The organism is Amycolatopsis sp. EV170708-02-1, assembly GCF_022479115.1.
In the GTDB taxonomy this organism is placed as follows: Bacteria; Actinomycetota; Actinomycetes; order Mycobacteriales; family Pseudonocardiaceae; genus Amycolatopsis.
Map to the genome: position 1 here is coordinate 6,056,536 of NZ_CP092497.1, position 20,783 is coordinate 6,077,318.

The 20,783-nt window shown below is 69.4% G+C and carries 21 protein-coding genes and 1 pseudogene; 6 read left to right on the top strand and 16 right to left on the bottom strand.

Going from position 1 to position 20,783, the window contains the following annotated elements; genetic code table 11:
- Window positions 1-127: 127 nt before the first annotated feature.
- Window positions 128-1,936 carry an FUSC family protein gene (locus tag MJQ72_RS27275; RefSeq protein WP_240593883.1) on the top strand — a complete coding sequence of 603 codons (1,809 nt, stop codon included), beginning with the start codon at window positions 128-130 and terminating at the stop codon, window positions 1,934-1,936.
- Here the strand turns inward: MJQ72_RS27275 and MJQ72_RS27280 are convergent.
- From MJQ72_RS27280 to MJQ72_RS27330, 11 genes are all read right to left on the bottom strand, one after another.
- Window positions 1,933-2,490: a hypothetical protein gene (locus MJQ72_RS27280; RefSeq protein WP_240593884.1), complete on the bottom strand. Its 558-nt coding sequence runs from the start codon at window positions 2,488-2,490 to the stop codon at window positions 1,933-1,935. The genes MJQ72_RS27275 and MJQ72_RS27280 overlap by 4 nt on opposite strands.
- A gap of 81 nt (window positions 2,491-2,571) precedes the next feature.
- The gene (locus MJQ72_RS27285) at window positions 2,572-3,432 is read right to left on the bottom strand and encodes a DivIVA domain-containing protein (protein ID WP_037344910.1); all 861 of its coding nucleotides are present in this window, start codon (window positions 3,430-3,432) and stop codon (window positions 2,572-2,574) included.
- 54 nt (window positions 3,433-3,486) lie between these two features.
- The gene (locus tag MJQ72_RS27290) at window positions 3,487-3,762 is read right to left on the bottom strand and encodes a YggT family protein (protein WP_005155180.1); all 276 of its coding nucleotides are present in this window, start codon (window positions 3,760-3,762) and stop codon (window positions 3,487-3,489) included.
- A gap of 114 nt (window positions 3,763-3,876) precedes the next feature.
- The gene (locus tag MJQ72_RS27295; RefSeq protein ID WP_240593885.1) at window positions 3,877-4,491 is read right to left on the bottom strand and encodes a cell division protein SepF; all 615 of its coding nucleotides are present in this window, start codon (window positions 4,489-4,491) and stop codon (window positions 3,877-3,879) included.
- A gap of 82 nt (window positions 4,492-4,573) precedes the next feature.
- Window positions 4,574-5,305 (bottom strand): YggS family pyridoxal phosphate-dependent enzyme, encoded by a 732-nt coding sequence (locus MJQ72_RS27300; protein ID WP_240593886.1) that lies wholly within the window; start codon window positions 5,303-5,305, stop codon window positions 4,574-4,576.
- Window positions 5,302-6,009 (bottom strand): peptidoglycan editing factor PgeF, encoded by a 708-nt coding sequence (gene pgeF / locus MJQ72_RS27305; RefSeq protein WP_240593887.1) that lies wholly within the window; start codon window positions 6,007-6,009, stop codon window positions 5,302-5,304. Before pgeF ends, MJQ72_RS27300 begins: the two co-directional genes overlap by 4 nt.
- Before the next feature lie 74 nt (window positions 6,010-6,083).
- Complete coding sequence (gene ftsZ, locus MJQ72_RS27310; protein WP_240593888.1) at window positions 6,084-7,406, bottom strand: cell division protein FtsZ; 1,323 nt, start codon at window positions 7,404-7,406, stop codon at window positions 6,084-6,086.
- 250 nt (window positions 7,407-7,656) lie between these two features.
- Window positions 7,657-8,427, bottom strand: a complete 771-nt coding sequence (locus MJQ72_RS27315; protein ID WP_240593889.1) for an anti-sigma factor domain-containing protein — start codon at window positions 8,425-8,427, stop codon at window positions 7,657-7,659.
- Window positions 8,424-9,032, bottom strand: coding sequence for an ECF RNA polymerase sigma factor SigK (sigK, locus tag MJQ72_RS27320; protein WP_125689216.1), 609 nt, complete (start codon window positions 9,030-9,032; stop codon window positions 8,424-8,426). Before sigK ends, MJQ72_RS27315 begins: the two co-directional genes overlap by 4 nt.
- Window positions 9,025-9,753 (bottom strand): DUF1365 domain-containing protein, encoded by a 729-nt coding sequence (locus tag MJQ72_RS27325; RefSeq protein WP_240601429.1) that lies wholly within the window; start codon window positions 9,751-9,753, stop codon window positions 9,025-9,027. The genes sigK and MJQ72_RS27325 overlap by 8 nt, the downstream gene beginning before the upstream one ends.
- A 5-nt stretch (window positions 9,754-9,758) precedes the next feature.
- Window positions 9,759-11,036, bottom strand: coding sequence for an NAD(P)/FAD-dependent oxidoreductase (locus tag MJQ72_RS27330; RefSeq protein ID WP_240601430.1), 1,278 nt, complete (start codon window positions 11,034-11,036; stop codon window positions 9,759-9,761).
- An 87-nt stretch (window positions 11,037-11,123) separates the two neighbouring features.
- On the opposite strand from MJQ72_RS27330, the gene MJQ72_RS27335 reads away from it, so the two are divergent.
- Window positions 11,124-12,395 carry a cyclopropane-fatty-acyl-phospholipid synthase family protein gene (locus MJQ72_RS27335; RefSeq protein ID WP_240593890.1) on the top strand — a complete coding sequence of 424 codons (1,272 nt, stop codon included), beginning with the start codon at window positions 11,124-11,126 and terminating at the stop codon, window positions 12,393-12,395.
- A pseudogene (locus MJQ72_RS27340) lies at window positions 12,395-13,179 on the top strand (DUF1295 domain-containing protein). The gene MJQ72_RS27335 and the pseudogene MJQ72_RS27340 overlap by 1 nt, the downstream one beginning before the upstream one ends.
- Here MJQ72_RS27340 and MJQ72_RS27345 read toward each other — a convergent pair.
- Window positions 13,166-13,675 carry a DinB family protein gene (locus tag MJQ72_RS27345; protein ID WP_240593892.1) on the bottom strand — a complete coding sequence of 170 codons (510 nt, stop codon included), beginning with the start codon at window positions 13,673-13,675 and terminating at the stop codon, window positions 13,166-13,168. The pseudogene MJQ72_RS27340 and the gene MJQ72_RS27345 sit on opposite strands and share 14 nt — an antisense overlap.
- Window positions 13,676-13,899: 224 nt before the next feature.
- Here MJQ72_RS27345 and MJQ72_RS27350 point away from each other — a divergent pair, with 224 nt between their 5' ends.
- The gene (locus MJQ72_RS27350; protein ID WP_240593894.1) at window positions 13,900-15,204 is read left to right on the top strand and encodes a wax ester/triacylglycerol synthase family O-acyltransferase; all 1,305 of its coding nucleotides are present in this window, start codon (window positions 13,900-13,902) and stop codon (window positions 15,202-15,204) included.
- 54 nt (window positions 15,205-15,258) lie between these two features.
- Here MJQ72_RS27350 and MJQ72_RS27355 read toward each other — a convergent pair whose 3' ends face one another.
- Together MJQ72_RS27355 and MJQ72_RS27360 are read right to left on the bottom strand one after the other, a co-directional pair.
- The gene (locus tag MJQ72_RS27355; protein WP_240593896.1) at window positions 15,259-16,650 is read right to left on the bottom strand and encodes a class II 3-deoxy-7-phosphoheptulonate synthase; all 1,392 of its coding nucleotides are present in this window, start codon (window positions 16,648-16,650) and stop codon (window positions 15,259-15,261) included.
- Between the two features lie 80 nt (window positions 16,651-16,730).
- A complete protein-coding gene (locus MJQ72_RS27360) occupies window positions 16,731-17,663 on the bottom strand; it encodes a serine protease (RefSeq protein WP_240593898.1) in 933 nt (310 codons plus the stop codon).
- Between the two features lie 133 nt (window positions 17,664-17,796).
- Here MJQ72_RS27360 and MJQ72_RS27365 point away from each other — a divergent pair, with 133 nt between their 5' ends.
- Window positions 17,797-18,213, top strand: coding sequence for a hypothetical protein (locus MJQ72_RS27365; protein WP_240593900.1), 417 nt, complete (start codon window positions 17,797-17,799; stop codon window positions 18,211-18,213).
- Here the strand turns inward: MJQ72_RS27365 and MJQ72_RS27370 are convergent, their stop codons facing one another.
- Together MJQ72_RS27370 and MJQ72_RS27375 are read right to left on the bottom strand one after the other, a co-directional pair.
- Entirely contained in the window at window positions 18,214-19,608 is a 1,395-nt protein-coding gene (locus MJQ72_RS27370; RefSeq protein WP_240593902.1) for an alpha/beta hydrolase, read from the bottom strand. It abuts the gene before it with no gap.
- 27 nt (window positions 19,609-19,635) lie between these two features.
- A complete protein-coding gene (locus tag MJQ72_RS27375; RefSeq protein WP_240593904.1) occupies window positions 19,636-20,106 on the bottom strand; it encodes a MerR family transcriptional regulator in 471 nt (156 codons plus the stop codon).
- 38 nt (window positions 20,107-20,144) lie between these two features.
- Here MJQ72_RS27375 and MJQ72_RS27380 point away from each other — a divergent pair, with 38 nt between their 5' ends.
- Window positions 20,145-20,780, top strand: coding sequence for a class I SAM-dependent methyltransferase (locus MJQ72_RS27380; protein ID WP_240593906.1), 636 nt, complete (start codon window positions 20,145-20,147; stop codon window positions 20,778-20,780).
- Window positions 20,781-20,783: the final 3 nt, after the last annotated feature.

Genomic DNA, 20,783 nt, shown 5'->3' on the forward strand with positions numbered 1-20,783 from the left:
ATCAGCTATCCCCGGCAGCACCCGAGGCAAACCGAACCGCGACCGAGGACAAAGCACTCCCCGGGGTCCGAGTTGCCGTCCCCGCCATCGCCTCTAGGTTGACGGGTATGCCGATCTGCGAGCCCCGATGAAAGGGCCCGGACTCCTCGTCGTCCTGCTGGTCGTCCTCGGCGGCGTCAGCGGGCTCGGGTTCCTGCTGGGACTGGGCAACGCGGCCGTCCTGGCCGCCCTCACCGCGCTGTTCTGTCTCATCGCGGCGGTCGGCGGGCCGCTCTGGGCGGATCTGCGGTTGCTGGCGTGGTTCGCGCCCGCGCTGATCCTCGCGGTCGGGGTGCCGCGGTTGCTGGGCGCGGTGTCGCAGTGGGCGGCGATCGGGCTGTTGGTGGCGATCGCGATCGTCGCGGGTCTGTTGCCCGTGCTCGGGCCGCGGTTCGTCACGGTCGGGCTGGGGCTCGGGATGGCATCGCTGTTCGGGTACGGCTTCCAGCTGACGGGGGCGGCGTCGGCGGGGCAGATCCTGGGCGCGCCCGCGCTCGCGGTGGGAGTCGTGATCCTGTTGCGGGTGCTGATGGGCGCGAAGGATCCCGCCAAGCCGACCCGGGACGCGCTGGCCGACGCGCTCTCGACGGGTACTTCCGAAACCCAGGAGCGCGCGGCGAGGCTTTGGCTCGCGGACCGGCCCCGTCGCTGGACCGGCGGGGTCCTCGGCGGCCTGTTCCGGTATCGCGCGGCCACCGGGCTGCTGGAGATCCGCGGGAAACGGCTCGACAGCGAAGAAATCGGCGAGACGCTCGACGCCGCCAATGAGGAAGCCGCCAGGCTGGCCGAAGCCGTCCGGAGCCCCACCGCGCCGGACGACGTCGAGCCGGTGCGGCGCAGGGAGCCCGGCGGCCTGCCCGGCGCCACGGCGAACCTCGTCACCGCGCTCTGGGAGGCACTCGACACCATCCGGACCGCGGCGACCGAACGCGACGAGTCGCGTGTGGACGTCCCGAAGGGACTCCGCAAGGAGTTGCGCCGGATCGAGCTGGGCGGCGCGTTCTCGTGGCAGTCGGCGCAGTTCCGGCACGCGCTCCGCTGCGGGCTCGGCGTCGGACTGGCGCTGGTGGTCGCGAGTTTCCGGCCCGGCGACCCGCTCACCGTGTCGTTCCTGCTCGCCACCTTCGCCATCCTGCAGCCGGAATGGCGGGACAGCCTCGGCAAGGCCTGGCAGCGGATCGGCGGCTCACTCGGCGGCGCCGTCGTGCTCACTCTCGTTCTTTGGCTTCTGCCGCAAGGGTTTCTGCTACCGATCGGGCTCGTCGCACTGCTCGGCGGGTTCTCGTTCATGCAGACGCGACCGGCGGTGTTCAACGGCTGCATGGTCCTGATGTCGGTCGGCATGAACGCGACCACCAGACATCTCGACCCACGCTACGTACTCGTCGAGTATCTGCTTCTGATGGTCCTCGCCGGCGCCATCGCGCTGCTGTTCGGTTTCGCCGCGATCCCCGGGGTGCCGAAACCCGGTCCGGCGGAACGGTTCGAGAACGCCGTCGGCGCCACCCGGGAGCTGCTCGGCTCGGTGGCGCGGAAACTCCGCGGCGAGGACGTCGGCCCGCGGACGCTAGGCCGCGAATTCCGCGCCGCCACCATCGCCCACCACGGTCTGCTCGCGGCCGAGCCGGGCACCAAGGAACCCGCGCCCGGTCAACGGGACGCGCTGGAGAGGGCGGCCGAAGCCTTGCGCGGCTTGTCCGTCACGGCATCGTCGCTCCTGCTGCGGCCTGGATCGGCCGAAGCGGCGAACGCCGTGGATGAGGCGGCGCGCACGCTCGGCACCGAAGGCACCGCGGAGATCCCCGTGCCGCGCGACGCGGACGAGGAGCAACGTCTGGTACTCGACACGATCGCCGCCGACGTCGTGGCGGTCGGCGAAGCGGCGCAGGAGCTTTAAGCCTTCTCGCGGTGCTTCCCGGCGATCTCGGCGTCGGGCGTGCACAGCGCGCACGGGGTGAACCCGAGTTGCCGTGCCTCACCGATGCCGAGCGGGATGGTGTCCCGGGTTTCGAGCCACTCGCACGAAGTCACGTGATAGCGCGGGTACTCGTCGACGACGACGACCTCGACTTCGAGTTCGGAGACGACCGCCACATCCGCGGGGTCGCTCTTCTCCTCGCCGGGGTCGCCGCTTTGCTGAGGCTCCGGGGTGTCTTCCGCGTCGCCGAGTTCACCCGCGGCGGGCATCAAGACGGTCTGCTCGACGTCCTCGGGTTTCTTTTCCTCACCCTCGGCGGGCTCGTCGTCTTCGGCCGGGTCTTCCGCCGCTTCTTCAGCGGGGGCGTCGGCCGCGCGCTTCTTCCTGCGACGCAGCAGGTCGAAGAGGAGCAGCAACCCCGCGACGACGGAGAGGCCGATGGAGATCCAGGCCCACAGGGAGTTCGCGGTGATGAGCGCCGCGACGAGCAGCCCCAGAGCCGCCAGTACCAGTACCAGGACGATGAAGAGCACGGTGAATTACAACACGAGCTCACAGCGAAACGGCCCCGACCCTCCGGAGAGTGCCGAGGCCGTTCCACTGGTAGAACCAGATCAGCCCGCTTCGGCCCGGGGGCCGAACGAGTAGCCCTGTCCGCTACCGGAGGACGACGACTGCCCCGAGTTCGACGAGGACGCCGAGGCGGGAGCGGCCGAACCGCGGTCGTCGAGCTCACGCAGCTGGGACTCGAGGAATCCACGCAGCCTCGTGCGGTACTCCCGCTCGATCGTGCGCAGCTCTTCGATCTTCTTGCCCAGCGAGCCCTTCTCCGCGTTCATGTTGTTCATGGTCTCGGTGTACTTGCGCTGAGCCTCGCGCTCCATGGTCGTCGCCTTGTCGCGCGCCTGGCGCTCCAAGGTCTCGGCACGGGTTCGCGCGTCGTTCAGCATCGTCTCGGCACGCGTGCGCGCCTCGTTCACCATCGAGTCCGACTTGGACCGCGCGTCCGACAGCAGCTGCTCGGACTTGGTCCGGGCCTCGGCGAGCATGCCGTCCGACTCGGTCTTGGCCTCGGCGGTGAGCCGGTCGGCCATTTCCTGCGCCAGCCCGAGCACCTTCGCGGCCTGGACGTTGGGCTCCCCGTTGTCCGGCACCATCGAGTGGGCCTGGGTCTGCTCCATCGCCGACTGCGGCGGCGGCACCGGCGCCAGGCGGCGCGACGGCTCGTCGCGTACCTGCGGCGGCGGGCCGACGGCGCCGGCCTTGGCGTTCTCGAGCTCACCACGGGTGGTCTCGAGCTCGTTGTCGAGCTGCTCGACCTGCTGCCGCAGCTCGTTGTTGTCCTCGATCAACCGGGCAAGCTCGGTCTCCACCAGGTCGAGGAACGCGTCCACCTCGTCCTCGTTGTAGCCCCTTTTGCCAATGGGCGGCTTGCTGAACGCGACGTTATGCACGTCAGCGGGGGTCAACGACATCAGATCACCTCACGCACTCCATGGCCTGCAGGTCCACCGGGGCTTCCCCGAAAATCACCCTGGCGTTGCCAGCTGCATCGCGAAGAACACAACCAACAGCAGCACCATAATCGATAAGTCCAGTCCGACGCCGCCGATTCGTACGGTCGGGATGATTCGTCTGAACAGACGAACCGGTGGGTCGGTCACTGTGTAGATGGTCTCGAGCGTTACCGCAACCCCTCCGGCAGGACGCCACTCGCGAGCGAAAGCACGCACGAGCTCGACGACGATCCGTGCCGTCAGCAGGAGCCAGAAGGCGAACAGCACGTACCAGACGACCAGCAACACAGCATTCACGTAACCACTCTGCCATGCCTCGCGTCAAAAGACGCAGTTGACGGGCCGCGGATGCCGATGAGTCGACAAAATCACATCCGGCTGCGCTCAGCGGTCACCGGGTGATCAGCCGCGCAGGAACAATCCGCCTTCGGCAATCCGCCGACGGTCCTCCGCGGTGACATCCACATCGGGCGGTGAGAGAAGGAACACCTTGTTGGTGACCTTGTCCATCGATCCGCGCAACGCGAAAGCGAGCCCCGCGGCGAAGTCGACGAGACGCTTCGCGTCCGCGTTCTCCATCTCCGTGAGGTTCATGATCACCGGGATGCCCTCCCGGTAGTGCTCCCCGATCGCCCGCGCTTCCGCGTAGCTCGTCGGGTGCAGCGTCGTGATCCGGCTCAACGGGTCACGCACCGCCGGACGGACCGGCTCGGTGACCGGCCGCAGCCGCGCGACCGGCTCCGGCTGACGGTCGATCGCCAGCGCTCCGTGGACGGCCGGCTCCGGACTGGCCACGGAGCGTGACCGAGGCCGGGGTGCGGGCTCGTCGTAAGTGTCAACTTCGTCCCGGTAACGTCCACCCCGTGACCGGGCCGGCGGCTCGTCGTCGTAGTCGTACTCGTCGTCGGCGTAGTCCTTCGAGGCATAGCCTCGCCGGTAGTCATCCTCGACGTCATAGCCGTCTTCGTCCGCGGGCACCATCCCGAAGTAGGCCTTCAGCTTCTGCAGCGCGCTCATGCCTCTCCCTAGCCTTAGCCGCGTCCCGCACCGTGCTCCCCCGCCCTCGCCGCCACTCCCCGTAACGACGAGACGGTATTCCCTAAGGCGAGGCTAAACCGCGTCCACCGAGCAACGCGGTTCCGACACGCACACAGGTCGAGCCGTGCGCGATCGCCTGCTCGAGATCATTGCTCATTCCGGCGGAGATCTCACGGGCATTTGGGTGTTCTTCCCGTAGACGCTCCGACGCACGGGCGAGTTTCCCGAACGCCTCCGCAGGATCAGTACCCAGCGGCGCGACCGCCATGAGCCCCCGGAGGCGAATATCACCCACTTGGGCTATCCGCTCCGCCAAATGGCTCACTTCGCTCAACCGAATGCCCCCGCGCTTCGGATCGTCATCGAGACTTACTTGAATGAGGACGTCCAACGGGTGATCACGTTGCCCCGAATCGAGCGCCGACCTGGTCGCCTTCGCGAGCGCGTCGGCGAGCCGTTCGGAGTCGACCGACTGCACCTCGTCCGCCCAGCGCACGACCGATTTGGCCTTGTTCCGCTGCAGGCTGCCGACCATATGCCAGCGGATCCGGGCGTCGGGCCGGAGAGCGGCGACCTCTTCGGCCTTCGCGCCCGCTTCTTGATCGCGGTTCTCGGCGAGGTCGAGCGCGCCGAGGTCGGCGAGCAGCGCGGCGTCGAGCGCCGGGAAGGTCTTGGTGACCGCGAGCAGTTTGACCTCGTCGCGGGCCCGGCCGGCGGCCTCGCACGCGGCGGCGATCCGCTTTTCCACTTCGGCAAGAGAGGCGGCGAGTTCCGCCTTTCGTGCGTCGTTCACGACGCGTCCAGCCACGTGATCCCCGCGATCCGCCCGGTGGTGCCGTCGCGACGGAAGCTGAAGAGGGTCTTGTCTTCGTTGGTACAGCGCGGATCGACGCCGATCTTGCCGACGCCGAGGTCGGCCAGCTGCCGCCAGAGCCCGGCGCGCAGGTCGAGCCCAGGCGTGCCCTTGCGGGTTTTGCAGGCACTGCCCGGCACGTGCTTCTCGACGTCGGCGGCCATGTCGGCCGGGACTTCGTAGCAGTCGCCGCAGATCGCGGGACCGAGCAGGGCTTCGGTGCGGGCCGGCTCGGCGCCGACCGAACGCATCGCCTCGATCGCGGCGGGGACGACACCGACCCTAGCGCCGACGCGGCCCGCGTGGACGGCGGCGACGACACCGGCTTCGGCGTCGGCCAGCAGAAGCGGAACGCAGTCGGCGACGAGCACCACGAGCGCGAGGCCGGGCTCGGCGGTCACGAGCGCGTCGGTCGCTTCGGCGGCGGAGGTCTCCGAGCCGTCGACGACGGTCGCGGTACGGCCGTGGACCTGCTCCATCCAAGCCAGCCTGTCCTCGGTGAGGCCGAGTTCGGTGGCGAGACGTTTGCGGTTGGCGTAGACGTCGCCCGCGTCGTCACCGACGTGATCACCGAGGTTGAAGGTGTCGTAAGGCGGACGGGAAGCCCCGCCCGCCCTTGTCGTGACGACCCGCCGTACCCGCACGCTTTTCCTCCTAGACCTGAGTGAAGGCCCCCTCGACTGTAGTCAAGGAGGCCTTCACGGAACGTACTGGCGAACTACCGGCGCATGAACGGCGGCACGTCGACCTCGTCGTCCGACGGGTCGTCGTGCACCGGGGTGGCGCGGCCGGGCAGGCTGCCGTGGTTCGTGTTCGACCCGATCGGCGAGTAGCCGCGCGAACCGCCGCCGGGCTGCGGGAGCCCGCCGCTCAGCGAACCGTTGCCCTCGTTACGGCCGGACGGCATCTGCGTGTGCGTGCGCGTCGGCGCCACCGGGTAGCCGTTCGAACCGGTCGACGGCACCGGCGTGGCGCCCGAAGGCGGGCTCTGCACCGGGGTCGCCCCGCCGCCGTTGACCTGGCCCGCCTGTGCGGACGCGGTCGAGCTCGTGCGGGAGCCGAACGCCGGCGGGTCGAGCTTCTTGTGGGTCGGGGTGCCGGCGTCGAAACCGGCCGCGATCACGGTGACCCGGACCTCGTCGCCGAGCGAGTCGTCGATGATCGTCCCGAAGATGATGTTGGCGTCGGGGTGCGCGGACTCCTGCACCAGCGACGCGGCCTCGTTGATCTCGAACAGGCCGAGGTCCGATCCGCCCGCGATCGACAGCAGCGCGCCGTGCGCCCCGTCCATCGACGCTTCCAGCAGCGGCGAGTTGATCGCCTTCTCCGCCGCCTGGATCGCCCGGCCCTCGCCGCGCGCCGAGCCGATGCCCATCAGCGCGGAGCCCGCGCCGGACATGACGCTCTTGACGTCGGCGAAGTCCAGGTTGATCAGACCCGGCGTGGTGATCAGGTCGGTGATGCCCTGGACACCCGAAAGCAGCACCTCGTCCGCCGAGCGGAAGGCGTCCATCAGCGAGACGCCGATGTCGCCCAGCTGCAGCAGCCGGTCGTTCGGGATCACGATGAGCGTGTCGCATTCGTTGCGCAGCTGCTGGATGCCCTCTTCGGCCTGCTTGCTGCGGCGCTTGCCCTCGAAGGTGAACGGGCGGGTGACGACGCCGATGGTCAGCGCGCCGAGCTTGCGGGCGATCTGGGCGACGACCGGCGCGCCACCGGTGCCGGTGCCACCGCCCTCGCCCGCGGTCACGAACACCATGTCGGCGCCCTTGATGACCTCTTCGATCTCTTCGCGGTGGTCCTCGGCGGCCTTCTGCCCCACCTCGGGGGCGGCGCCGGCACCGAGGCCGCGGGTCAGTTCCCGGCCGATGTCGAGCTTGACGTCGGCGTCGGACATGAGCAGTGCCTGCGCGTCGGTGTTCACCGCGATGAACTCGACACCCTTGAGGCCGACCTCGATCATGCGGTTCACGGCGTTCACGCCGCCGCCGCCGATACCGACGACCTTGATCACCGCAAGGTAGTTGTGCGGGGGCGTCATCGGGGCCGCCTTCCTGATCGTGTGTGCCCGTGCTGCGCGCCGGTCGCTGAGCCTGTGCCGAACCCTCGAGCTGAAGTTCAGATTGAGAGTTATGTCAACTGCCGACGTTGAAGCAGGACGGTATGCACCAGGCTGGCTCGAATCCAGTAGCCACGCCGTGTGTCGCAAAGGTGTTTTGCCACAACATGTTCGCGGGCGCAAGAGCGAGACCCGGTCGCGGCGGCGAACGGCGGCCTGGTAAAGGCGAAGATCAGGAGGGCATGGACATGACCATGACGACGTCCTTCGACGGCGTCCCGGTCGGTGATCCGCCCGCCTGTTCGACGCTGAGCGCGAACTTCTCGGCCCCGCCCAGCCCGTCCGAGACCAGCAGCGCACCGTCCTGACCACCGGGAATGAGCCCGGCGGGTTTGGGCGCGGCACCCGGGTACATGAACCAGGCCTGGTAGATCCGGCCCGGTTCGTTCGCCGGCAGCTGCGCCGCCATGAACACCAGGCGGTCCTTCGCGCGCGACATCATCACGGTGCCGCCACCGCCCGCCGAGGTTTCGGCGTGCCCTGTCCGGAGGTCGGCGGCCGAAAGGACGTCGGCGACCGGGGCGTACCGGTCCGCGTACTCCGCCGCCCGCTCCCGCGCGGCCGTCAGCTGCGAGTGGTTGTCGTAGGCGATCCCGCCGAACACGGCGGTGCCCGCGAGCCCGACGACGGCCGCCGCGACCGCGGCGATCGCCCAGCGCGGGGTGCGACGGCGGTCCTTGACGCGCTCCCCCGCCTCGAAGCGCGTCTTCGGCGGCTGTTGCCTGGTCGCCATCGCCTCGGCGAGGACGCGGCGTTTGAGCTCGGGCGGCGGGTCCTCGGCCAGCGCCGCGCCGAGCCGGGTCGCGGTCATCTGCAGTTCGAGGACCTCTTGCGCGCACGAAGCGCACTCGGCGAGATGCCGCTGGAACTGGGCACGCTCCACTTCGGACAGCGCGTCGACGGCGTAGGCCCCGGTGAGCGTGTGCATTTCGGGCATGGTCATGCCGTCACCCCCAAACAGTCCCGGAGCCTGATCAGGCCGTCCCGGAGACGGGTCTTGATGGTCCCGTGCGGCGTCTGCAGCACCTCGGAGACCTCGCGATAGGTGTAGCCCTGGTAGTAGGCGAGCAGGACGGATTCCCGTTGCAGCTCGGTGAGGGTGGTCAGGCAGCGGCGAACCTGCGAACGCTCCCAGCGGGCCGCGACGGCCTCGGCCACCTCGTCGAAGGGCCGCGCGCGGGCGGCCTCGAAGGTCGCCTTGACCTCGCGATCCGAACTGGCCCGTGCCGAGCGGACGCGGTCGACGGCACGGCGGTGCGCGAGCGTCATGGCCCAGTTCAGCGCGCTCCCCCGCTCCGGGGAGTAGCGCGTGGCCGTGCGCCACAGCTCCACCATGACCTCCTGCGTGACCTCTTCGGACTGCGCGGCGTCACGGAGGATCCGGCGCACCAGGCCGAGGACCGGACCGGCGAGACGGTCGTACAAGGCGTCGAAGGCCCGCTCGTCCCCTTTCGCGACCCGGACGAGCAGGTCCTCGGCCGTCGGACCGGCCGGTTCACCGTCACCGGGGACGGGCGCCATCCGGCGCGGGCGTGCCGATTCATCCATCAAGCCTGCCTCCGGCCGTCTGCGGCGTCCGCTGGGTGATCGGCGCCTTCTTCAACCACAGTTTGACCCCGTGCCGCCGGATCAGCGCGGAGACCCGGTGCGGCATGAGCGGACGGGTGATCAGCATGTGCGCCAGCCACCTGGCGGTGGCGGGGCGTCGCACGCCGCGCAGCGACGCGGTCAGCGGTGTCTTCCCGTCCTGGTGGAGGGCGATCTTGACGGAAAGCAGGGACTCCGGCCTGGGTACCGCCATCCGGTACTCGCCGTCCATCGACTGGAACGGCGAGACATAGAACTCCTTGTCCGCGAAGGCGTTCCCGTCCGCGTCGGGGCGAAGGAGGTACGCGTGCCTGCCCCCGTAGGTGTTGTGGACCTCGGCGACGACGCATTCGAGCCCACCGTCGGGCCGGTGGCACCAGTACAGGGTGATCGGGTTGAAGTTGTGCCCGAGCATCCGCGCGCCGGCCAGCATCAGCACCCGGCCGCCGCGGAGGTCCACGCCGCGCGCGGCGAGCCAGCGGTCCAATTTGGACCGGATGCTGGAGGTGTCCTCGGGCGCGAAGTGGTCTCGCGAGTCGAAGCGGGCGAAGGGACGCAGCCACCACGGCAGCTTCGGCGGCACATCGAGGTCGACGAACCACAGGTAGATCCGGTGGGCGAACGAGATCGGCGGATCGGCGCGCCGGACATGTGCCACCGTGGAGTCGTAGAGCACGGCCATGACGGTCACCAGCGCACCCCGAAATTCTCGGCCGCGCGGACACCGGACGCGCAGCCGTCCTCGTGGAATCCCCAGCCGTGGTAGGCGCCGGCGAAGGCGACCGTGGCGTCGTTCAGTTCGGGCAGACGGCGCTGGGCGGCCACGGAATCCGGCGTGTAGACGGGGTGCTCGTAGGTCATCTTGGCCAGCACCGAGCCGTGGCCGGGGCCGGTGCCCGGATTGAGCGTGACGACGTAGCCGGTCGGCTCGTCGAGCCGCATCAGGCGGTTCATGTCGTAGGACACCTGGACCGCGCCGTGGTGGGCACCGCAGTACGGCGTCGCGTAGTTCCAGCCCGCCCGAGCCGATTCCGCCGTCGGGAGCACGCCGGTGTCGGTATGCAGCCACGCCTCGTTGCTGGAGTACCGGAAGGCCCCGAGGACGTCGCGCTCGGCCGCGGTCGGCGACGCGAGCAGCTTCAGCGCCTGGTCCGCGTGCGTGGCCAGGACGACCTTGTCGAACCGGTGCCGCGTGTCGGCGTCGTCGCGGACCTCGATCCCCCGCGCGGTGCGCTTGACCGAGCGGACCGGGGTCGACAGGTGCACCGCGGTCAGCTGTTTGGCGGCCCGCTCGACGTACTCGCGGGAGCCGCCGACGACGGTGCGCCACTTCGGGGACCCGCCGACCGACAGCATCCCGTGGTTGCGCAGGAACTCGAACAGGTAGCGCGCGGGGTACTTGAGCGTGTCGGTCCGGTCGGCGGACCAGACGGTCGACACGACCGGCAGCATGAAGTGGTCGACGAAGTACTTCGTGTACCCGCCGATCGCGAGGAACGCGCCGAGGGTGACATCACCGGCCTCAGGCGCTTCGAGGACGCGCTTCGCGTGCCGGTGGAAACGCTTGATGTCGGCGAGCATCCGCAGGTAGCGGCCCCGTGCGACGTTGCGAGGCTGCGCGAACAGGCCCTTCAGCCCCTTCGCGCCGGCGTACTGGAGCCCGCAGCCGTCGCAGCGGATGCTCATCGACATCTCGGTGTCGCGGGTGGCGACGCCCAGTTCGGCGAACAGGCGGAGCAGATTCGGGTAGGTACGCTCGTTGTGCACGATGAATCCGGAGTCGACGCCGACGGTGCCGCCGTGCGCGCTCGGGACGTCGTGGGTGTGCGCGTGCCCGCCCAGCCTGTCTTCGGCTTCGAACAGCAGTACCTCGTAGCGGCGTTGCAGGAGATACGCGGCCGTGAGGCCGGCGACGCCGCTGCCGATGACTCCGATGCGTTGACCCTTGGTGTGCACGCTGAGCATTCGGAGCCGGATCGGGCGAGGATTGGATCTCGTGAACCGGCTCGGCATCCGACCCATCCCTTTCCGGTCCGGGAGCGAATGACGACTATGCCGAACAGTCCCGCGTCTCGCCTAGTCCCGTTCGTCGAGCGGCTCCTCGGTGGCTCCCTTCCGGTCGGTCTGCGTACCTGGGATGGCGTACGCGCCGGTCCGCCGGATGCCCCGACCGTGGTACTCCGCAACCGGCGGGCCCTGCGCCGTCTCCTCTACGCCCCCGGCGAATTGGGCCTGGCCAGGGCGTACGTCTCGGGTGATCTCGAAGTCGAGGGCGACCTCGCCGACGGATTCCGCCGGATCTGGGCGTTGACCCGTTCGGGCGCCGTGCGCGGTGCGAAGCTCGGCCCGCGCGAATGGGCCGAGGCGCTGCGGCTCGCGGTGGGACTCGGTGTCGTCGGGCCGCCGCCCAAACCGCCCGCCGAGGAGGCCCGGCTGTCCGGGAAGCTGCACACCCTGCTCCGTGACAAGTCGGCGATCGCACACCACTACGACCTCGGCAACGCCTTCTACCAGCTGTTGATGGACGAATCGATGGCCTACTCGTCGGCGTACTGGACCTCCGAGGAGGAGGGTTACGACCTCGAACAGGCCCAGTGGGACAAGCTCGAACTGATCTGCCGCAAGCTCGGCCTGCGCCCGGGGATGCGGCTGCTCGACGTCGGCTGCGGCTGGGGCTCGCTCCTGGTGCACGCGGCGAAACACCACGGCGTCGAAGCCGTCGGGATCACCCTGTCGGCGGAACAGCTGCAGCACGTCCGCGGCCGCCTCGTGCAGCACGATCTGGAGGATCGCGTCGAGGTCCGGCGGCAGGACTATCGCGAACTTCGTGATGAGCCCTTCGACGCCGTCGCCACCATCGAGATGGGTGAGCACGTCGGCGAGGAGAACTACCCCGAGTACACGCGGACGCTGTACCGGATGCTCAAGCCCACCGGACGGCTGGTCTTGCAGCAGATGTCCCGCGGTGCGGTGGCGCCCGGAGGCGGCGCGTTCATCGAGCGCTACATCGCCCCCGACATGACGATGCGGCCGCTGAGCCGCACGCTCGGGCATCTGGAGACCGCCGGGTTCGAGATCCGCGACGTCCACGCGCTGCGCGAGCACTACGTGCGTACGGTCCGAGCATGGGAGAAGACGCTCGAGAGCAACTGGGACGACGTCGTCGCGCTGATCGGTGAATCCGGCGCGCGGGTCTGGCGGCTGTATCTCGTCGGCGGGGCGCTCGCGTTCGAGGAGAACCGGATGGGCGTGGACCAGATCCTCGCGGTCCGCTCGTCGGACGAAGGACTGAGCGCGCTGCCCGCCACCAGGGAGTGGTCCTGATGCCCCTCGGCGGCACCCTCGCGGTCACGGCGGGCACGACGCTGCTGGCCTTCGTCGTCACCTTCGGTATCGCGCGGTGGCGGAAGCGGTACGACACCGTCGACACGCTGTGGGGGCCGGGCTTCGCGCTCGTCGCGCTGGTGGCGGCGCCGCTCGGGACGGGTCCGTCGCGCTGCGCGTGGTCACCGCGCTGCTGACCGCGATCTGGGGTGTCCGCCTCGGCGTCCACCTCCACCTGCGCAACCACAAGCTGCCCGAAGACCCGCGCTACGTGCGGATGGCCGAGAGCGCCGGGGAGAATCCGGCGCTCAAGCTCTTCGTCCGTGTGTACCTCGTCCAGGCCGTGGTGCTGTGGTTCGTCTCGTTGCCGGTCCAGTTCGCGATGTACGGCGGCGCCTTCGGGGTGACGGCGTGGCTGGGCGTCGCGGTGTGGCTGATCGGCTTCGGGTTCGAGACGATCGGCGACGAGCAGCTGCGGCGCTTCAAGGCCGACCCGGGCAACAAGGGGAAGGTGCTCGACAGCGGGCTGTGGCGCTACACCCGGCATCCGAACTACTTCGGCGACGCGTGCGTGTGGTGGGGCCTGTACCTGCTGGCGTGTTCGAGCTGGGTGGGGGCGGCGACCGTGCTGTCGCCGATCGCGATGACGTACACACTGGCCAAGGGAACCGGAAAACCTTTGCTGGAGAAGGGTTTGCGGCGTTCCCGGCCCGGATACGCGGCGTACGTCGAGCGGACCAGCGGGTTCTTCCCGCTGCCCCCTCGCCGCGTCACTCCCCGGTGAGACCGTCCGTCAGTTCGCGCAACAGGTCGAGGTGGCCGGCGTGCCTGCCGGTCTCCTCGATCATATGCGCGACCACGAAGCGGACGTTGACCTTGCGCTCGCCGCGGAAGGGGACCTCGTCGTCCAGCCCCATCGCTTCGACGATCTTGCGGCTCCGCTCGCACTCGGCCTCGTAGGCGGCGATCAGCTGGTCGATCGGGGTCTGCATGGCGACCCGGAACTCCGCGTCCGGATCGGCCTCCAGTGCCTCCTTCCAGACGTCCTCCTGTCCGTTGAGCACCACGTTGAACCAGTACTGCTCGACGAGGGTCAGATGCCCGAGCAGACCGGCGACGGTGGTCAGTTCGCTGGGAACGAGCGGGCGCCGGGCCTGCTCGTCGGTGAGGCCGGAGCACTTCCACACCACGGTGGCGCGGAGGAAGTCGAGGAAGCCGTTCAGCTGGGTGCGCTCGTCGCCGGTGAGCGGCGGTTCGGGACGCTTCGGTTCGTCGGTCATGGTCGTGCAGTCTGCCGGTTTCCTCGGATGATCCGCTAACGAGTTACCCGGGGAGGCACTGTCCACCATCTGTCGCAGAGCCGTGGTCCATGTCCGAAGGTGATCCCATCGTTCGAGTGAAACCAGCGGTAGTTAGCGCCCAGGAAACATGACGACCACCCGCCCGTCATGTCAGGCTGGTGCAGTTGTGGCCACCGCCGCCGGAGTACCGAGAAAGGTCACTGATGTCAGGCCTGCAGCTGAGCGCACTCGATGTCGCTTTCCTTTGCCTGGAAAGCGAAACGACGCCCATGCACATGGGGGCGGTGGTCACCTTCCGCCCGCAAGGGCAGGTGCACGCGCGCGAGCTGACCACGCTGCTCGCCGAGCGGGCGGCGCGTCTCCCCAAGCTGCGTCAGCGCCCCCGCACCGCGCTGTTCCCGCCCGGGGCCGCGATCTGGGCCGAAGACCCGGATTTCGTTGCCAGTGAACATATTTCACATCACCACTTGAGCTCCCTGTACGAACCGGACCCGCTCTCCGCCTACGCGTCGCGCTGGATGGGACGGCCGCTCGACACCGGAAAACCGTTGTGGGACTTGCATCTCGTCACCGGCCTGCCGGACGGCGAGTTCGCGTTGCTGCTGAAACTGCACCACGCGCTGACCGACGGAGCGGGCGCGTACGCCGTCGCCGTGGGCCTGCTCGACGAAATGCCCCGCCCCACCCGGCGTACGCACAGCGGTGCCACGCCGCCTCCGCCGCGGTCCCCTGTGGACGCTGTCAAGGAGGCCGTCGGCTCGACGCTGACCCAGGCCGGGATCGCCTCTTCGGTGGTGCGCGCGACGCGTTCGCCGCTGTCGCCGATCAGCGCCCCGCCGTCGACCGAACGACGGCTCGGCCTCGTCCGGCTGGACACCGCCGAGATCCGGCGGATCCGCCGGGCCCACGGCGGGACCGCCAACGACGTCGTGCTGGCGATCCTCAGCGGCGCGCTGCGCGAATGGATGATCAACCGCGGCCAGCGCGCCGACGACCGGACGCTGCGGGCACTCATCCCGGTCAGCGTGCGCGGGCGGTCCGCCGAGCAGCTCGGCGGGAACAAGCTGTCCGGTTACCTCTGCGAGCTGCCGGTGGGCCTCGACGATCCGCGTGCGCGGCTGCTGGCCGTCCAGCGCGAGATGGGCCGGAACAAGGCCGCGGGCCCGGCGCGGGGCGCGGGCGCCTTCCCGCTGCTCGCCGACCGGATGCCGCCGATGCTGCACCGGCTCGGTTCGAAGGCCGCCGGGCTGGCCGCGCCGCTGCTGTTCGACCTCGTGGTGACCACGGTGCCGGTGCCGCCCAACCGGCTGACCCTGAACGGGACGAAGGTGTCGGGCGTGTACCCGTTCGTGCCGCTGGCGCCGCGGCAGGCGGTCGGGATCGCGGTGGCGACCTATCGCGACTCGGTCCACATCGGACTACAGGCGAACGGGGCGGCGGTCTCGGACGTGGGTTCGCTGCGCGACGGTGTGCTCAAATCGGCCGCGAGGCTGCTGGACACCGCCTGACAGTTCGTGAGTGGCGAGGACGGTTCTAACCGTCCTTGCCACTCACGAGGCGCGTCAGCCGCGCAGCATCTCCGCGACCAGGAACGCCAGCTCCAGCGACTGCTGCGTGTTCAGCCGAGGGTCGCACGCGGTCTCGTACCGGCCCGAAAGGTCCAGATCCGAGATCTCCTGCGCTCCGCCGAGGCATTCGGTGACGTCTTCGCCGGTGAGCTCGACGTGGATGCCGCCCGGGTACGTGCCGAGTTTGCGGTGCACCTCGAAGAAGCCCTGCACCTCGTCCACGATCCGGTCGAAGTGCCGGGTCTTGTAGCCCGTCGACGACTCGTGCGTGTTGCCGTGCATCGGGTCGCACTGCCAGATGACCTTGTGCCCGGACGCCTCGACCTTCTCGACGATCGCGGGCAGCACCTCGCGCACCTTGCCGTTGCCCATCCGGGCGATCAGCGTCAGGCGGCCGGGCTCGTTGCGCGGGTCGAGGCGGCGGACGTACTCGACGACCTGCTCGGGCGTGGTCGTCGGGCCGATCTTGAGACCGATCGGGTTGGCCAGCAGTTCGGCGAAGGCGATGTGCGCGCCGTCGAGCTGCCTCGTCCGCTCGCCCACCCACAGGAAATGCGAAGACAGGTTGTACAGCTTGGGGTTCGCCGCGTCCACGCGGTCCATCCGCAGCATGGACCGCTCGTAGTCCAGCAGCAGCGCCTCGTGGCTGGCGAAGATCTCGGTGGACTGGAGCGAGGCGTCGGTGACGCCGCAGGCCGACATGAACCGCAGGCCGCGGTCGATCTCCGAGGCCAGCGCCTCGTAGCGCTCGCTGGCGGGCGAGGACTTCACGAAGTCCTTGTTCCAGTCGTGCACCTGGTGCAGGTCCGCCATGCCGGCGCCGGTAAGCGCGCGGACGAGGTTCATCGCGGCGCCCGCGTTCGCGTAGGCGCGGATCATCCGGCCGGGGTCGGGCACGCGGAGTTCGGGCTTGGCGACGAGCGAGTTGATGATGTCGCCGCGGTACACCGGCAGGCCGAGCGCGTCGGTCGAGGCCGAACGCGGCTTCGCGTACTGGCCGGCGATCCGGCCGACCTTCACCACCGGCAGGCTCGCGCCGTAGGTGAGGACGACGGCCATCTGCAGCAGGGTGCGCAGGTTGGCGCGGATATGCGGCTCGGTGTTCGACTCGAACGTCTCCGCGCAGTCGCCGCCCTGCAGCAGGAACGCCTCGCCGCGGGCGACCATGGCGAGCCGGTCGGAAAGGCGGTCGATCTCGGCGGGGACGGTGATCGGCGGCACGCTCTCCAGCACGCCGCGGACGCGCTTCGTCAGCTCCGCGTCCGGCCACTCCGGCTGCTGCGCCGCGGGCCGGGAAAGCGCGTCGTCGAGCCGGTCACGCAGCGCGGGCGGCAGAGGTGGCAGTTCGGGGAGCGTGTCGACGGGAACGTCCACTGTCCAGTTCACAGGCACCAGGATATGCCGCGCCGAAAGCCGCCCGCCCACCGGGACGAAAGTCCCAGAACGTGGACGGGCGGCCGAGGAGATCAGGCGGCCTGGGCCTTGTTGTAGAGGTTCTGCGCGTCCGTGCCGAAGTACGGCCCGAACATGTAACCCGGCAGGAAGTTGTAGCCGAAGCTGTTCACCGAGGCCTGGATGCCCGCACCGGTCGCCTCGCTGAAGTTGAGGAACCACGGGCCGCCGCTCGAACCGCCGGTCATGTTGCAGTTCATCCCGTGGTCCTTGGTGAGCAGGAAGTCGGTGAAGGTGCTCCCGCTGCAGTAGATCAGCTTCGTGCCGTCGTACGGGGCCGCCGCCGGATACCCGAACGTGTACATCGACTGGTTGCGCGCCTGGTTGAACGCGATCCCCTGCGCGCCGACGACGTCGGTCAGCTTCTGCCCGTTGAGCGGGTTGACCACGGCCGCGCCGATGTCGTAGTTCATGTCCTCGCTCGCTTCCCACTGCGGAGTGGTCAGCGTGCTCTTCGCGGCCCAGGTGCCGTAGGGCGTGTTGCCGTTGTTGTAGCCGGGCGCGAAGGTCCAGTTGGTGTGCCAGGCGCCCTGGTACTTCACGCAGTGCCCGGCGGTGATCACGACACTGCCGTTCGTGCTGGTGACCGCGTCACCGGAGCACGACGCGTTCCGCCCGCCCATGGTGAAGAACACCCGGCCCGCGGTCTGCACGACCTTGCCCGCGCCGGTCCACGCGCCCCCGCCGTTGGGGATGCTCTGGATGATCGTGCTCGTCCCCTTCGCGACCTCCTTCGGGGTGAAGGCGGGCGCCTGGACCAGCTGTTCGATCGGCACCGCCGACCGCATCCGTTCCGGGGTCCAGTAGGCCGCGACCGCTCGCGCGTCGGCCGCGGCTTCATGGTGGACCGGTCCGGCGTTGGCGGGACTCGCGACGGCTGCCAGCCCCGTCACCGCCAGTCCCACGAGCGCCGCCAATATCCCCGCCCGGGAAGCCGTCCTCTTCATGGCGTACCACCTTTCGCCACCGGTGAATTGCCGTATGACTTGCACGACATTTCGAAAGTATTTGTCCTGCTACCAGGCGTACAAGCGGCCGTTCGGCCCAAATACGGCGAAGCGCGGCGCGTTAGCCTGGTTCGTGGGGATCTCCGTGAACGGCTTCGCCCGGTTGGGCCCGCACGTGGTGGCTCCGATCGCCTGGACCCTCCTGGCACCGATCGCGGTCGTCCTCGGCGATACCAGTGGCCTGGTCTGGCCATCGCTGTTGGCGCTGGCCGGTTCGGCGGTCCTGACGCTCGCCGTGGGATGGGTGATCAAGCAGGCATCCGGCTTCGGTATCTCGCCGCATACGGCGCCTGAATCCGCCGCGGTCACCGTCTTGGCGTTCACCCTCGGGCCGGTGATGCTGGTCGGCGGCCTGCTGGTGGCCTGGGTGTGCTGGGCGCGCGTCAAGCTGGGCGAAGACACCTTCGCCGAAGCCGCCGCCGGGGTCCTGCTGGGGATCCTGGTCGGCGGCCTCGGCTGGATCGGTCTGATCGTCTTCCTGTTCTCCTGATCAGGCCGGGCAGTGGGAATCGGCGGCCGGGAGGTCGCCGTCCCGCAGGTAGCGCACGACGAAGTCGTTTCCGCAGGCGTTCTCCTTGGTGAAGACGCCGTGCCCGCCGGCGTCCACGGTGACGAACTTCGCCCGTCCGCCCAGCGCCGAACGCAGCTCCCGCGCGCCGGACAGCGGCGTCGCCGGGTCGCGGAGGTTCTGCACCAGCAGGATGTTCGACGGTCCGCGGTCGTGGATCCGCACCGGAGGCTCGCGGCGCTCCACCGGCCAGAACGCGCACGGGGTGATGTTCGCGGCGGCGGGGCCGAACATCGGATGCGTCACGCGGGCGCGTTCGACCGCCTTTTGGTAGTAGCGCACGCTTTCCGGCCAGTCGGAGTCGTTGCAGAGCACCTGCAGCTGGAGCGCGGCGTGATTGTCGCCCTCGAGCGGCCCGCCCTGCGCCTTCGCCGCCGGAGCGGACCATCGTTCGGCGAGACCGGGGAAGTTCGCGTCGTCGTACAGCGCTCCCCAAGTGTCGCTCCGAATTCCCGGGCGCTTCTCGGCCAGTTCGAGGAACTTCGCCGTCACTTCGGTCTGTGTCCGCCCGAGGTGGTAGACGTCGTCGCGCGCCGCCGCCCAAGCCGTGAAGTCGCCGAATCGGTCGTCGAAACCTTCGGCGAAACGCTGATGTGCCCGGACGTCCAGTCCGCCGGGACCGACGAGGCTGTCCAGCACGATCCGGTCCGTGCGCGCGGGGAACATCGACGCGTAGGCGGCGCCGAGGTAGCTGCCGTACGAAACGCCGTAGTACGAGATCTTCCGCTCCCCCAGCGCCGCGCGGATCCGGTCCAGGTCGCGCGCGGTGTTGGCGGTGGTCATCTGCGGCAGGAGATCCGCGGTCTCCGACTCGGCGCACTGCCTCGCCACCACGCGGGACTTCGCCGCCTTCTCGGCGACGTCACGCGGGCCCGCCGCGTACGGGCCGACGGCGATGAACCGCTGTTCCTCGCTCAGGTCACAGGTCACCGGCGTGCTGTAAACGGTCCCGCGCGGATCGAAACCGATGACGTCGTAACCGTCGAGCAGGCCGGACTGCCCCTGTCGCTGCGCGAGTTGCGCGGGCATCGCCAGGCCGGGACTCCCTGGACCGCCGGGGTTCATCAGCAGCACGCCGCGCCGCTTCGGCGATTCGCTCGCCTTACGGGAGACGGTGAGTTCGATGGTCCGGCCGCCGGGATCGGCGTAGTCCAGCGGCACCTCGAGTTTCGCGCATTCGAGGCCCTCGGTCGGTGACGGTGTCATGCCGTAGTCCGGGCAGGGCGACGTCCACCGGAGTGCCGGAGCCGCCTCGGCGGTCGCCGGCAGTGCCACGGCCAAGGGCAGGAAAGCCAGTATCGCCAACGTTTTTCTCATGCGGCGAGCTTGGCGCGGCCGACGGCCCTACCGCGTCGCCCCGGGGCCTGATCCGGGACCTCCACCTTCGGTGGGAGACGGGGCTTCCTTCAGTACCCCCTCGGCCAGGCGCGTCTCCACGACGCGCGCGAAGCTGGGGCACGTCCGGATGTCCTCGTGCGGACAGGCCAGGACATGAGCGATCGCGGTCCTCGCCGCCTCGATCCGGGCGAGCCGCCGGTCGAGTTCGGCCAGCTTCCGCCGATGCAGCTCTCGCCACCCCTCCGCGGCCCGCTCACGGGCGGCGATGAGCTCCTTGAGCTCGCGCAAGGTGAAGCCCACGTCCTGCAGCAGCAGGATCTCCCCGACCCGCTCGATCACGGACGAGGGATACCGCCGCTGCCCGGAGACCCTGGCGGGAGGCGGCAGGAGACCGATCTCCTCCCAGTAGCGCAGGCCGGAGGCGGCGACCCCGGTACGGCTCGCCACTTCGCCGATCGTCAACTCGCCTTGGCCCATGTTGACTTCAAGCGTACTTGAAGCCGTTGACTCGGCTCATGACGAAAACAGGCGGGCTCTTCACCGAACACGTGCTTCCCAGGCTGGTCCGGCAGTTCGGCCATCCTCGCGGGCCGGTGGGACAGGTGGTCGGCTGGATCATGGCGAACAGCGAGTCCAACCGGCGGCGCAACGGCTGGGTGGTTTCCCTGCTGGAGATCCGGCCAACGGATCGGGTCCTCGAAATCGGTTTCGGTCCCGGTCTCGCCATCGCCGAACTCGCGGACCTGGCCGGCCGGGTCCACGGCATCGACCATTCCGCAGCGATGGTGCGGAAGGCCACCCGGCGCAATTCTCGCGCGATCCGCGACGGCCGGGTCCGGCTCGTGCGCGCTTCCGTGGACCGGTTGCCGGAATTCGGCGACCGTCTCGACGTGATCATGGCGGTCAATTCCGCCAAGTTCTGGGCGGAGCCCGCCGCACGGTTACGCGATCTGCGACGCCTGCTCCGGCCGTCGGGACGGATAGCGCTGGCGATCCAGCCAAGGTGTCCCGGTGCCGACGGCGCCACCACCGCACAGGCGGCCAAGGAACATCACGACCTGCTGGCCGAGGCGGGATTCACCGCGATCCGTGTCGAGACCCTCGACCTCGATCCGCCGGTCGCCTGCCTGCTGGCGGTCAACCCGGGATGAAGG

Bases quoted from the DNA above. Each gene is read 5' to 3' on its own strand.
- MJQ72_RS27295 (WP_240593885.1), bottom strand. From the start codon at position 4,491: ATGAGCGCGCTGCAGAAGCTGAAGGCCTACTTCGGGATGGTGCCCGCG.
- MJQ72_RS27360 (WP_240593898.1), bottom strand. From the start codon at position 17,663: ATGAAGAGGACGGCTTCCCGGGCGGGGATATTGGCGGCGCTCGTGGGA.
- MJQ72_RS27330 (WP_240601430.1), bottom strand. From the start codon at position 11,036: ATGCTCAGCGTGCACACCAAGGGTCAACGCATCGGAGTCATCGGCAGC.
- sigK (WP_125689216.1), bottom strand. From the start codon at position 9,032: ATGGATGAATCGGCACGCCCGCGCCGGATGGCGCCCGTCCCCGGTGAC.
- MJQ72_RS27335 (WP_240593890.1), top strand. From the start codon at position 11,124: ATGCCGAACAGTCCCGCGTCTCGCCTAGTCCCGTTCGTCGAGCGGCTC.
- MJQ72_RS27345 (WP_240593892.1), bottom strand. From the start codon at position 13,675: ATGACCGACGAACCGAAGCGTCCCGAACCGCCGCTCACCGGCGACGAG.
- MJQ72_RS27375 (WP_240593904.1), bottom strand. From the start codon at position 20,106: ATGGGCCAAGGCGAGTTGACGATCGGCGAAGTGGCGAGCCGTACCGGG.
- MJQ72_RS27325 (WP_240601429.1), bottom strand. From the start codon at position 9,753: ATGGCCGTGCTCTACGACTCCACGGTGGCACATGTCCGGCGCGCCGAT.
- MJQ72_RS27285 (WP_037344910.1), bottom strand. From the start codon at position 3,432: ATGTCGTTGACCCCCGCTGACGTGCATAACGTCGCGTTCAGCAAGCCG.
- MJQ72_RS27315 (WP_240593889.1), bottom strand. From the start codon at position 8,427: ATGACCATGCCCGAAATGCACACGCTCACCGGGGCCTACGCCGTCGAC.
- MJQ72_RS27380 (WP_240593906.1), top strand. From the start codon at position 20,145: ATGACGAAAACAGGCGGGCTCTTCACCGAACACGTGCTTCCCAGGCTG.
- ftsZ (WP_240593888.1), bottom strand. From the start codon at position 7,406: ATGACGCCCCCGCACAACTACCTTGCGGTGATCAAGGTCGTCGGTATC.
- MJQ72_RS27275 (WP_240593883.1), top strand. From the start codon at position 128: ATGAAAGGGCCCGGACTCCTCGTCGTCCTGCTGGTCGTCCTCGGCGGC.
- MJQ72_RS27370 (WP_240593902.1), bottom strand. From the start codon at position 19,608: ATGAGAAAAACGTTGGCGATACTGGCTTTCCTGCCCTTGGCCGTGGCA.
- MJQ72_RS27350 (WP_240593894.1), top strand. From the start codon at position 13,900: ATGTCAGGCCTGCAGCTGAGCGCACTCGATGTCGCTTTCCTTTGCCTG.